Here is a 12,322-nt window from a genome sequence, read left to right on the forward strand (position 1 = left end):
CCAGCCTACGCCGACGCGCCGCCGCCCCGAAAGGGGCAAGCGGGCTCCGTAGCGGGATCAACGCAGGAATCATGCCGCGCCCGTTCGGGCGCTCCGGCACGCGTCGGGGCGATCACGCCGCGCCGACGCTCAGGGAATCGCCAGCGCCATGCCTGTTATCGAGGCAGGAGAAGCATCCTCGAAGGCGGCAGGCGCCGCTCCGCGCCTCAGGCGACCGGCCTGGCTTCGCCCTCGCCGGCCTCGGGGCCGGCCGCCGCCTCCGCCGCCCCCGGCTTGGCCTTGCGCTTGCCGCGCTCCTCAAAGCGCTGCAGCACCGCATAGAAGGACGGCACGAACAGCACGGCGAGGCAGGTGGAGGCGAGCATGCCGGAAAACACCGCGATGCCGATCGACTTACGCGAATTGGCACCGGCGCCGGTGGCGAGCACCAGCGGCAGGACGCCGAGGATGAAGGCGAAGGAGGTCATCAGGATCGGCCGGAATCGCAGCCGCGACGCCTCCACCGCTGCGTCCATGATCTCCATGCCCTCCGCCCGCTTCTCACGCGCGAACTCGACGATGAGGATGGCGTTCTTCGCCGAGAGCGCGATCAGCAGGATCAGGCCGATCTGAGTGTAGAGATTGTTGGCGATGCCGAGCCCGGTCAGCGCCGCCACCGTGCCGAGCAGGGCGAGCGGCACCGCGAGCAGCACCGAAAGCGGCTGGATCCAGCTTTCATACTGGCCGGCCAGCACGAAATAGACCAGCAGAATGGCCAGCCCGAACACGAAGTAGATTTCGTTGCCGACCACCACCTCCTGATAGGACATGGCGCTCCAGTTGAAGCCCATGCCGGGAGGCAGCGTGTCGTCGGCCACCTGCTTCATGATGTCGAGCGCCTGGCCGGACGAGAAGCCGGCCGACTGCACGCCGACAATGGTCGAGGCAGGGTATAGATTATAGAGCGTGATCAGCGATGGGCCGAACACCGGCTTGATGGTCGCCAGCGTGCCGATCGGCACCATCTCCCCGGACGGCGTCTTGATCTTCATGCCGAGGATCTGGTCCGGCGTGCGGCGGAATTCGCTCTCCGCCTGCACATAGGCCTGGAAGGTCTGGCCGAACTGGTTGAACTGGGTGACGTAGCTCGACCCGACATAGCCCTGGATGGTGGAGAACACCTGCCCGACCGTGACGCCGAGCGTCTCGGCCTTCACCCGGTCGATGCTCATGAACAGCTGCGGCACGTTCGCCCGGAACGAGGTGCTCAGATGCTGGATCGCCGACTGCGAGCCGGCATTCTCGGTGATCTGCTGGGTCACGCTCTGCAGCTTGGGAAAGTCGAAGCTGCCGTCGCGCGATTCCACCATCATGGTGAAGCCCGAGGCGTTGCCGATGCCCTGGATCGGCGGCGGCACCAGTACGAAGGTGATCGCCTCCTCAATCTGCTGCAATTCGCGGTTCAGCGAGGTGTAGATTTCCAGCAGCCCCTGCCCAGCCTTGTCGCGGATGTCCCAGTCCTTGAGCATGACATAGGCGACGCCGGCATTCGGCAGCGTAGCGTTGTTGTCGAGGATCGAGACCCCGGATATGGCGATGACGTCCTCGACGCCCGGCGTATCGCCGGCGATCTTCGAGACCTTCTGCATCACCGCCTGGGTGCGCTCGAGCGAGGCGGCATCCGGCAGCTGGGCGCCGATCATCACATAGCCCTGGTCCTCGGTCGGCAGGAAGCCGGTCGGCACCCGCGTGATGCCCCAGATCGACACGCCGATCAGCACAACCCCCACAAAGGCGGTGAGATAGCTCACCTTCACCATGCGGCGGATGAGGGCCGCATACCAGTGCTCGGCCCGGTCATAGACAGCGTTGAAGCCGCGATAGAAGAAATTGCGCTTCTCCGGCGGCACCGGCTTGCGCAGCCAGAGCGCGCACTGCGTCGGCTTCAGCGTCATCGCGTTGATCGCCGAGATGAAGGCGGTCGCGGCGATGACGAGGGCGAACTGCTGGTAGAGCTGGCCGGTAAGGCCCGGCATGAAGGCCGCCGGGATGAAAACCGACATCAGCACCAGCGTGATGCCGATGATCGGCCCGAACAGCTCGTCCATCGCCTTCTCAGCGGCCTCCCGGCCCGGCAGTCCGCGTTCGATGTGCCGCGAGACGCCCTCGACGATGACAATGGCGTCGTCCACGACGATGCCGATGGCCAGCACGATGGCGAACAGGGTGGAGAGGTTCACCGTGAAACCCATTGCCGCCATGGCGGCGAAGGTGCCGATGATGGTGACCGGCACGGTGGTGGCCGGCACCAGAGTCGCCCGCCAGTCCTGCAGGAAGACGAGGATGACGACCAGCACGAGCACGCCGGCCTCGAACAGCGTCTTGTAGACCTCCGTCACCGAAGCATTGACGAACACCGTGGTATCGAAGGGCACGGCATAGGAGAGACCGGGCGGGAAGTTCTTGGCGAGCTCGGCCATCTTGGCGCGCACTTCCGTCGCCACCTGCAGCGAGTTGGCCTCCGGAAGCTGGTAGATGCCGAGCGACGCGGCGGGCCGGCCGTTATAGGTGAAGATCTGGCTGTAGGTCTGGGCACCGATCTCGACGCGCGCGACGTCGCGCAGGCGGGTGATCTGCCCGCCATTGGCGTTGTCGACCTTGACGATGATGTTCTCGTAGTCGGCGGCGTCATTGAGCCGCCCGGCGATGTTGAGGGTGAACTGGAAGTTCTGCCCCTTCGGCACCGGCGGCATGCCGACCACGCCCGAGGCGACCTCCTGGCTCTCCTGCTGGATGGCCGACATCACCTGATCGGGCGTCAGGCTGCGGGCCTGAAGCTGATTGGGGTCCAGCCAGACGCGCATGGCATATTGGCCGGAGCCGAAGATGCTGACATTGCCGACACCGGGCAGGCGGGCGATCTCGTCCTGCAGATTGATGATGCCGTAATTGGCCAGGAACAGGCTGTCATAGCGCCCGTCCGGCGAGAACAGCGTGACGAATTGCAGGATGGAGGTGGACTTCTTCTGCGTCGTCACGCCCTGCACCTGCACCGCCTGCGGCAGCGAGGCCATGGCGATGGCGACGCGATTCTGCACCAGAACCTGCGCGAAGTCCGGGTCGGTGCCGATGGCGAAGGTGACGGTCAAGGTGTAGGTGCCGTCCGAGGCACTGGTCGACTGCATGTACAGCATGCCTTCGACGCCGTTGACCTGCTGCTCGATGGGCAGGGCGACGGTATCCACCAGCGTGCGGGCGCTGGCGCCGGGATAGAGCGTGGTCACCTGGACGGTGGGCGGCACCACATTGGGATATTGCGCCACCGGCAGCTTCAGCAGCGCCACCGCGCCGATGAGCACCAGGACCAGCGCGAGAACGTTCGACAGAACCGGCCGTTCGATGAAGAAGCGGGAGATCATGGCACGGGCCTCGGTTGCGGGTCTGCCGGTATCAACTTCAGGCTCCGCCCGGCACCGGACGGAGAGCACGCCGCGGCGCGGTTAGGGCTTGGCAGCGGGGGCGGCGGGCGAAGGCGCGGCGGGAGGCGCGGCCGGCGGAGGAGGAGCCGCCGGCGCCACCTCTTCCGGATCGACCTTCGAACCGGGCACCGCGCGCTGGATGCCGCCCACCACCACCTTGTCACCGGCGGCAAGCCCACTCTCGATCACCCGGTACGAGCCGACGAGCTGACCGGTGGTGACCACCTTCTGCGCGACCACATTGTCCTTGTCGACCACCAGCACATAGCTGCCCTGCTGGGCGGCGCCGATGGCGGTATCGGCCACCAGCAGCGCCTTGGGCAGTCGCTGCACCGGCACCCGCACCCGGGCGAACAGCCCCGGCAGCAGGGAAAGGTCCTTGTTGTCGAACAAGGCACGGACCAGCAGCGTGCCGGTCGAGGGATCGACCTCTGGCGAAACATAGTCCAGCCGCCCCTTATGCGGGTAGCCGTCCTCGTTCTGCAGGCCAATGTCGATCTCGATTTCCTTCACCTGCTCGATGGTGCGACCCGCCTCGGCCAGCGCCTGCTTGATGCGCAGCACCTGGTTTTCGCTCAGGTTGAAGTACGCATAGATCGGATCCATCTGCACGATGGTGGCGAGCTTGGTCGGCTCGCTATGGCCGACCAGCTGCCCGACATCGGCGAGATGGCGGGTCACGATGCCGTCGAACGGCGCCACCACCGTGGTGTAGCCGAGATTGATGGTAGCGACCTCGAGATTTGCCTTGGCCGAATCCACCGCCGCCTGCGCCTGGTCGCGCGCGGCACGGGCCTTGTCGACCACAGCCTGCGACGAGAAGTCCTGCTGGCCGAGCGTCGACTGGCGCTGATATTCGGCTTGGGCGTTGGTGAGTTGGGCGTTGGCGGAGGCGAGCGAGGCCTTGGCTTGGTCGAGATTGGCCTGGTAGGTGTCCTGCTGGATGAGGAACAGCCGGTCGCCCTTCTTTACCGTCGCCCCATCCTTGTAGTCGATCGACATCAGGAAGCCCTCGACGCGGGCGACGAGATCGACGGTGTTTATGGTCGCCGTGTTGCCGGTCAATTCGAGGTAACGAATGACCGGCTGTTCGACAGGTGTGGTCACCGTGACCTTAGGGGGCGGCGGCGGCACATACTCGTTCTTTTCCGTGCAACCCGCCATCGCGAGGGCAAGACCGATAACGCCGATGCACGCTCGTCCCGCCATGCGCCACCTTAACGGCCTCATGGGCCACCCCCGCAAACTGTCCCCACCCGTCCGACTATATTAAGGGGGTGGGACTTGTCTAGATTATCGAAGTTATTGAACTTTTCAGTGAAGCTCCCGATCGGCCGGCCGAGATCCGCCATCTACCGTGGCGTGGTATTCTCTGGCCTCGTCGCCGGCCAGCCCTTATTGATTTCACGGCGACGCGACGATACCCGGACGGCATCCGAACCATGAGACGCAGCATGATGATGACGAGCCTCGCCCGCACGCTGGCGATCGGACCAGAATACGCCCGGCATCCCTTCGCTCGACACCGGCCGATATGCGGCGTTCTGGCCCGGGGGCTGCTGGTCCTCCTCGCAGCCTCCGTTGCCGGCATGGTTCCGGCGTCGGCCGATCCGGCGCTGAAGCTGAAGCAGGGGGACATCTTCACCGATCCGGTCGGTTCGGTGATGGGGGTATCGGTCGTGAATGAAGGCCAGACCACCATCGGCGCGGCGGTGGTCACCTGCGATTTCACGGTGTCGGGCAAGGCCGTGGGCACGGCGAGCACGACGATCTACAACATCGTCGCCGGGAGTACCGGCAAGGACCAGGTCCACCTCATGGGCAGTGCTGCGGATGCAGCCCGCTGCACCATCTCGTCCACAGCCCCGGCGGCGAACTGAGCCGGCAGACGCCGCCCTTTGCACGTGACGGCTTGCCAAGTGGCCGTCTTCACTATATTCGGCGCCACCGTCCCGATGGGACGATGTGCATGGACCTGCGACGGTCGATGCCGGGGAGAGGTGGCCGAGTGGTTGAAGGCGCACGCCTGGAAAGTGTGTATACGGGCAACCGTATCGCGGGTTCGAATCCCGCTCTCTCCGCCAACCCATTGATTTCATTGATATTTTTGGCGCTTTGGACCTTAACCGCACGGTTGTCATACCCAGCGTTTAGGCACCCCGCCGCACCTCAATGAAGCGCGACGGGGCGGATGGCAGATCAGGCGGCGGGCGAGGACGGCTGAATCAGTTTCTCAAGGTTCTTGACCATGCCCTGGCCGAGCACGACGACCCGCTGAAGCGCGTTGCATTCCTCCGGCTCGAGGCTCTCCGCCATCATGTGGATCGCTTCAAGTAGATTGTTGACGTTGTTGAGGCCGTCGGCGACATCAAGGAGCTCCACGGATAGAGGAGGCCGGTGCTGGGCGTCGACGTTCATGACAGCCTCCCTTCCACCTGTGCCCGGACGCGCGTCGCCAACTCGAGCACGTGCTTGGCGTTGGCCACGGTCGACTTCACGGCAGCGTGCAGATTCGAGAAGTCGTGCTCGCCGCTCCGCACGGTGTGGGCGAGGCCCCAGCCAGATCGGCGATGAAGAAATTTTTGCGGATGGCCTCGAGCAACTCCTGAAGCGCGTCGTCGGGAGGCGCTCTGTCGTCATCGCTGGCGGCGATCACGGGCGGCCGGTGGCACTATGGGGAGCGGCAGGCGAGGCGTGGGGGCGGTCGGCAGGGTTTGCAGGGTCATGGGATGGCCTCACTGGTTCGGCCTGCTACAGCCGTGCCGGCGGTCGGAACCGGCATCCGGGGGGTAGCAACTCGCCAGTGAGACGAGTCGGACGCTTTTACCTTTTCAGGCTGGGCAGAACGGCCGCCCCCCGGACAATATGATCCGGTTCGGAGCCGCGCCGCCAAGCGCGTCCGCTGATCTGCCAAACGGCAGATACACTTCGACCGCCGCCCAACGCTGCCAGGCGTCAGGGCAATTCCTGCCAGGGAATGTGCGGTCTATCACTGGTCCGGGTTGCGTCACTATATGCGATGCTTAGTTCCGCATTCGCTGCATTCGCTCGATAAGGCGTGGCGCGAAGGCGAGGAGGAGAAATTATGATGGGTCTGGAATTGCGCGTTGTCATCTTCCAAGATGGCGACATGTTTATCGCACAGGCCCTTGAACTGGATGTTGCAGCTCAGGGCCGTACTGTGGAACAGGCGCGGGAGCGTCGCCGCGTAGCGCTGGTGTCTGAAATCGAATGCGCATTCGAAGACCGCAGAAACCCTATGGACATTGGGCCGGCACCCCAGAAATTTCACGACATGTTTGATCAGAAGGTCGTAGCTCGGGGAAGCATGGCGGCCTAATCTGTGACGACGCTGGGTGACTATATACGCCGGCTCCGCGCGACCAGCACGAGATGGTACGCATCGTGGCTCGCAGAATGCACATCGTGGGGAAGAGGGTAGCAAGCCAGCTTCTTGGACTCGCCGCTGCTACTTCGGCTCGGCGAGCTCGATCCAGACCGGCGCGTGGTCACTCGCTTTCTCCCAGCCGCGAACTGCCCTATCGACATTGGCAGCACGCAGGCGATCGGCAATCGCCGGGCTCAGGAGCAGGTGGTCGAGCCGCAGCCCGGCGTCTCGGCCCCACGCGTTTCGGAAGCAATCCCAGAACGTGTAGATGCGCTCTCCCGGGTGCATCGTGCGAAGCGCATCGGTCCACCCCTGAGCGACCAGGGCGTGATAGGCGCTCCGGACCTCCGGTCGAAACAGAGCGTCGTCTCGCCAACGTTCCGGCTTGTAGACGTCGAGATCCGTCGGCATGACGTTGTAGTCCCCCGCCAGTACCACCGGCACGTCCAGCGACAGCAGCTCTGACGCATATTCCGTCAGACGATCGAACCAGCGCAGCTTGTAGGCGAATTTCGGGCCCGGCGCCGGATTGCCGTTCGGCAGGTAGATGCAGCCGATAAGCACGCCAGCGACAGCCGCCTCGATATACCGGCTGTGGCCGTCATCCGGATCGCCCGGCAGTCCGCGCCGCGTCTCGATCGGCTGGGTTCCGCGGGCGAGGATCGCCACCCCGTTCCAGCTTTTCTGACCATGCCAGATGGCGCCATAGCCAGCCTTCTCGATCTGTCCGCGCGGGAAGCGTTCATCGGGCGCCTTCAACTCCTGAAGGCAGACGACGTCCGGCTCCGCCTCTGCCAGCCATCGCAGCAGAACCGGGAGCCGGCCGTTCACGCCGTTGACGTTGAAGGTCGCGATCTTCATCGCGGTGCGCGTCAGCGGTCGCCTCTGTCGCCCTCGCCGGACTTGACCTTGGTCTTGGCCGATTTACGCACGTCCTGCGCCAGCGAGCGCCCGACATCGTCGGATTCCTTGAACCGGCCTTCGTCGTCGCGGCGCACATAACGCTTGTCGGTGCCGGTGTCGATGAGTTCGCGCTTGCTCATGGGGTTCTCCTGATTCACGGCCTTTCTCGGCCGCTGAAACAGGAAAGTCGCGCACTGGACTCGCGGTTCCGCGTCGCTCGCTATCGAAAATCCCGTGGCCTCACCCTGATCTCGTCGAGATGCAGATAGGGGTCCACCATGTTCCGCGCCTTCGGTAAGCCACGGGGATCGGGCGTCGGCGAGCCGTGGTGGAATTCGTCGCCTCGTCCATGCGGCAGCGGGAAGGCCGCATCACGTGACCCGACGCTGGCGGACTCGGCCGGCAGGTCGGCCAGGCGATGTTCGAAGGCACCTCTACTCGAGATGCCCCTCAGAACTTCACGGACAGCGCCGCGTTGAAACCGTTCTGGGTAACGCCGCCGCCGAACTGCCCCTGATAGGCCAGCCCGAGGGTCGCCGCCTCGGACAGGCTCACAGCGAGCCCCGCCTCGACCACCGCCGCATCCTCGGCGATCGGCACTCCGGCCACCGTGAAGTTCTCCGAACCGGCAAAGACCAGCGTCGAAGCCGCCACCACATCGCCAAACGCATGCCGCCAGCCCAGCGCTCCGCTCAGCACCACGTCCCCGGAGCCCAGGCTCAAGGCAGTCGAGGCCCGCAGTCCCAGCGTCGTGAAGGTTGTCTCCATGTCCTGGCCCGCCGCGCTCAGAGCCGCCGCCCCGCCCTGCTCCGTGAAGCCGTCCGTGTCGACGCTGACATAGGCCAGCCCCGCAAAGGGTTCGAAGGACGCGACGCCGAGATCGATGCGATAACCGACATCGCCGAAGGCCTGGAAGGTGCCGGCGTCATAATCCCCATTCAGCTGATCCGAGAAGCCGGGGATCGCCACCGCGCGCGCCGTCTCGATCTCGCTCCACGTGTAGGCGAGGCCGAGCCGTACCCCCACGGGCCCTTGCTGGGTACCGCCGTAGAGGCCGACATGCCAATCGGTACCGTCGCCGGAGGAAGAACGGTCGTCAATGTCGAAGGAAGCGGAGGAGTAGCCCGCCATCACGCCGAGCCGCCAGCTCTCCAGCACCGGCGCATCGGCACCCATGAAGACGCCGCCAACGTCGTTGTTTACCGAGGCAGCATTGCCAGTGCCCGCAAAGCCGCCCCAGGAACCGAAGCCATAGGCCCAGAACGCGCCGCGCTCGGTATCGGCGGGAAGGGCCTTCACCGCCCCGCCCTCATAGGCCATCACCGGGCTTGTCGGCGCCGCTACCCCGCCGAACGCCGCTCGCAGCCGCCCGGCCACCGCGTCGCGCAGGAAGTGGCTGTTCTGCATCAGCACCGACTGCGCCGAGGCGTGGATCTCGCCCGAGAGCTGGTCAAGGCCGGCCTGGATGACAGCGGGATCGTCCGGCAGCTGCAGAACCGCGTGATAGACCGGGCTTTGCGCCGCAGCCCTGATGCTCTCGACGGCATTGGCCGTGGCGATCTGATTACGCGTCACCGCATCGGCGGCGAAATCGACATCGTTGCGCTCTAGCTCCAGCCCGATCGTGCCGGCAGCATAATCATAGGCAAGATCGGCATCCAGAAAGGCGAAGCCGGAACGGACGCTGTCAAAGCGCCCCGACAGTGTGCCGTCCACGGCGAGAATGGTGTAGATGGCGCTCGGTTGAAAATTACCCTCCGGCCCGACTTGGATCACGGCGCCACCATTCAGCGTCGCATCGCCGGTAACATGGACAAGGTCGCCATCGGTGCTCCCCGGATCGACCTCGACAAGGAAACTCGCACCGGGCTGAACGACAAGGTTGCCGTTGACAGTAAGCGTACCAATGGAATTGCCCGGGGAGAGCCTGCCTCCCTGCGCTAACGTCACCACACTGCCCGAACCTGAGCCGACAGTCCCGTGGCCGCCCAACGTCGCTCCATCCAGCACCTGAAGCGAACCTCCGAGCACCGCGTTCTCGTAGGCGACTTCCGAACCGACGATCAACGTTCCGGCGCCCACCGTGGCGGTGCCGGCAAAATCCGGGCTCTTGCCGTCGTAGAAAAGCATGCCGGTGCCAATCTTGTTGAAAGAGCCCGTGCCCGCGATCCGTCCAGCATAAGTCGAGTCGATTGCCTGCTCGAAAGTAAAGATGCCCGCGGTGCCGATCTTCACATTGCCGGCGAAGCGTTCAGCCGTAGAGGTAAGGCTGCCTGCCTCAACCGTCCAGTCGAGAGCGGAGCTTCCCGTGAGCGTCAATTCGCCGGAGCCGCCTTTAACCATGGCGCCCTTCATGCCGCCGCGCGCCGAGATCATCCCGGCAAAGCTAGCGTCCGCCGACTGGTCGAACACGATGGTGCCGGCATTGGCAATGTCGCCACGGATCGCTTCGACGTCGCCCATGAGCGTACCGGCTTCGACGACGGTGTCGGCATAAGTATTGGCGCCGGTCAGCACCAAGGCCCCCTCGCCCGTCTTGCGAAGGTTGTTCGCTCCGCCGATGACGCCGTCGAGGCGCAACGTATTGTCCATTCCGACATCGACAATGCCGGTTGCGGCGAGGGTAATCGCCCGGCCGCTGACGATATCCGACGTGGCCGCCAACGTGCCCCCGTTGAGAATCAGCTTCCCCGACGCCGCGCCGAGACTGGCGTCGGACGATATGGACAGTACGCCGTCATCGATCCGCGTCCCCCCCGAGTAGCTGTTGCTCCCCTCCAGCACCAGCGTGCCGCGATCGGTCTTGACGAGTTGCGTGTCGCCGGTCAGCGCGGAAGCGACGGTGGCAGTGATGGCGCGGCCCGCTGCGGTGCCATCGCCGACCCGGATAATGCTCTCGCCGCCGGCCCCCTCGAGCGCGATAGCGGCGCCTTCCATGCGGTAGCCATCGGTGGCGAACTGCATGCCGGAGACACCGATCGCTCCAGCCGCGCCGTCCACGCTCACCGTGCCGGCGCGGCCCTGGAACACGGCAAAGGTCGGGTTCGGCCGATAGGGGCCGTTTACCGCGCCATCGGCCTCCGTCCAGTTGCGTCCGTCCGCCCGCCACAGCCCCGCGCCGCCATCGACCGTGCCATTGTCATGCCGCCCCGGATTTCCGCCATCCCAGAAGCCGAGTTCAGTCCCTTGGTTCGAAACGAGGTTGACCTGACCGGGCACGGCGGTCTGTACGAACAGATCGGCGCGATCGGCACCGGCCGGAACGTTGCCGATGTCGAGCCCGTTGTCGGTCAATTGACCGTCGTGGTCGAACAGTCGATAGACGCCGGTGCCGAAACCGCCCTGGTCGGTGATGTGGAGCATGCCGTCAAGCGTCAGGTGGCCGCCGACATCGAACAGCGTTGCCGCTGGAGCTCCGCCCAGCGCGACATTCACCTGCGAGCGAGCGTCCAGCGTCAGGTCATCGGCGATGGTGAGCGTCTGCCCCTGCGCTCCCGCCAACATGGCGCCCTCGGTCAAGCTCACACCGCCACCAATGGTCCCTGCGCCCGAGAGTATGCCTCCCGTCTTCGCCGTGATGTCGCCGAGAAAGGAGCCGTCCACCACGAGACTGCCGCCGGTCACCGAGACCGTACCGCCGAGCTTGTTCGCGACCACCAGCGCACCGCCCGACACGTTGGTTGTGCCAGTAAAGCCGGAGCTGTTGCCGTTCAACACCGTCTCGCCGGAGATGTGGTCTATGATCGGCGGATGCCCCTCGGTGCTCGTCATCCCAACGGAGAACTCATAATCGTCCCCGGTATGGTTGAAGACGAGCCGGCCTTGGCCGGTCCCGAAGGCCAATCGTGCGACGTTTAGTTCGCCGGGATCGACCGGCGCGTCGGTTGCCGCCGCACCGATGAGAAGGGTTCCACGACCGCCACCAGCTCCCAGCACGAGCCGCGTGCCGACCATCGTGCCTCCATCCCTTAGCGCGAGCGTCCCCAAGCCCGAATAACCCACATCTAGACGCGCGCCGATGTCCCATACGGACGCCTGCCCTCCAGCATCACGCCCCTCCACGGTTGCCGCACTGGTGGAGGAGAAAATCTGAGATACATAGGCTGCTTCAGAGATGACTTTGCCTCCCCCTTCAACGAGGAGGGACGCGCCCTCGGGACCATTCACCACCAGACGCGGACTCTCCCATACCGACGGATTACCGGCGGCATCAACACCGGAAACCATCATGTGGCCCCGGCCGATAAACCCCCTGGCGCTGACAAGCTTCCCGCCATCTTCAACGATCAGGTGCGGGGTAGAACTACTTCCGACGACCGCGGTATCGACACGCACGTCCTTGCGAAGTTCCAATGTCGAGGGTGCGCCATTCGCGCTTCCACCCACGACACGCAACAGGCTCGTTGGACGTGTCAGGCTGGCGGTCTGTCCGACGACTTTGGCGCCGTCTTCAATGATGAACGAGCCGGAATGGGATAAGAGCGCCTAACAAAACCGTTTGTTAACCATGTCGGCTTGAGTTTGGCTTCATGGTGAAGAAGCTGCTTCCGGATGATTTGTGGGCGGAGATCGC

General features: G+C 64.8%; 8 protein-coding genes and 1 tRNA gene. 3 read left to right on the plus strand and 6 right to left on the minus strand.

Annotated elements, in window-relative coordinates; genetic code table 11:
* Positions 1–206: 206 nt before the first annotated feature.
* Both J2X65_RS19740 and J2X65_RS19745 read right to left on the minus strand, forming a co-directional pair.
* Positions 207–3,398, minus strand: coding sequence for a multidrug efflux RND transporter permease subunit (locus J2X65_RS19740; protein ID WP_310204565.1), 3,192 nt, complete (start codon positions 3,396–3,398; stop codon positions 207–209).
* A gap of 81 nt (positions 3,399–3,479) precedes the next feature.
* Positions 3,480–4,667, minus strand: a complete 1,188-nt coding sequence (locus tag J2X65_RS19745; protein ID WP_310204568.1) for an efflux RND transporter periplasmic adaptor subunit — start codon at positions 4,665–4,667, stop codon at positions 3,480–3,482.
* Between the two features lie 245 nt (positions 4,668–4,912).
* Between J2X65_RS19745 and J2X65_RS19750 the strand changes: the two genes are divergently transcribed.
* Positions 4,913–5,338 (plus strand): hypothetical protein, encoded by a 426-nt coding sequence (locus J2X65_RS19750; protein ID WP_310204571.1) that lies wholly within the window; start codon positions 4,913–4,915, stop codon positions 5,336–5,338.
* A 114-nt stretch (positions 5,339–5,452) separates the two neighbouring features.
* Positions 5,453–5,542: transfer RNA gene (locus J2X65_RS19755), tRNA-Ser, on the plus strand.
* 115 nt (positions 5,543–5,657) lie between these two features.
* Here the strand turns inward: J2X65_RS19755 and J2X65_RS19760 are convergent.
* Entirely contained in the window at positions 5,658–5,876 is a 219-nt protein-coding gene (locus J2X65_RS19760) for a hypothetical protein (protein WP_310204574.1), read from the minus strand.
* A gap of 667 nt (positions 5,877–6,543) precedes the next feature.
* Here J2X65_RS19760 and J2X65_RS19765 point away from each other — a divergent pair.
* Entirely contained in the window at positions 6,544–6,798 is a 255-nt protein-coding gene (locus J2X65_RS19765) for a hypothetical protein (RefSeq protein ID WP_310204577.1), read from the plus strand.
* 129 nt (positions 6,799–6,927) lie between these two features.
* Here the strand turns inward: J2X65_RS19765 and xth are convergent, their stop codons facing one another.
* The 3 genes from xth to J2X65_RS19785 form a co-directional block, all read right to left on the minus strand.
* Complete coding sequence (xth, locus tag J2X65_RS19770; RefSeq protein ID WP_310204580.1) at positions 6,928–7,707, minus strand: exodeoxyribonuclease III; 780 nt, start codon at positions 7,705–7,707, stop codon at positions 6,928–6,930.
* An 11-nt stretch (positions 7,708–7,718) separates the two neighbouring features.
* Positions 7,719–7,889 carry a hypothetical protein gene (locus J2X65_RS19775; RefSeq protein WP_310204582.1) on the minus strand — a complete coding sequence of 57 codons (171 nt, stop codon included), beginning with the start codon at positions 7,887–7,889 and terminating at the stop codon, positions 7,719–7,721.
* 310 nt (positions 7,890–8,199) lie between these two features.
* Positions 8,200–12,084, minus strand: a complete 3,885-nt coding sequence (locus tag J2X65_RS19785) for an autotransporter domain-containing protein (RefSeq protein ID WP_310204585.1) — start codon at positions 12,082–12,084, stop codon at positions 8,200–8,202.
* Positions 12,085–12,322 lie beyond the last annotated feature (238 nt).

Origin of the sequence: Ancylobacter sp. 3268 (assembly GCF_031456575.1) — a bacterium.
In the GTDB taxonomy this organism is placed as follows: Bacteria; Pseudomonadota; Alphaproteobacteria; order Rhizobiales; family Xanthobacteraceae; genus Ancylobacter.

Bases quoted from the DNA above. Each gene is read 5' to 3' on its own strand.
- J2X65_RS19740 (WP_310204565.1), bottom strand. From the start codon at position 3,398: ATGATCTCCCGCTTCTTCATCGAACGGCCGGTTCTGTCGAACGTTCTC.
- J2X65_RS19745 (WP_310204568.1), bottom strand. From the start codon at position 4,667: ATGGCGGGACGAGCGTGCATCGGCGTTATCGGTCTTGCCCTCGCGATG.
- J2X65_RS19750 (WP_310204571.1), top strand. From the start codon at position 4,913: ATGATGATGACGAGCCTCGCCCGCACGCTGGCGATCGGACCAGAATAC.
- J2X65_RS19760 (WP_310204574.1), bottom strand. From the start codon at position 5,876: ATGAACGTCGACGCCCAGCACCGGCCTCCTCTATCCGTGGAGCTCCTT.
- J2X65_RS19765 (WP_310204577.1), top strand. From the start codon at position 6,544: ATGATGGGTCTGGAATTGCGCGTTGTCATCTTCCAAGATGGCGACATG.
- xth (WP_310204580.1), bottom strand. From the start codon at position 7,707: ATGAAGATCGCGACCTTCAACGTCAACGGCGTGAACGGCCGGCTCCCG.
- J2X65_RS19775 (WP_310204582.1), bottom strand. From the start codon at position 7,889: ATGAGCAAGCGCGAACTCATCGACACCGGCACCGACAAGCGTTATGTG.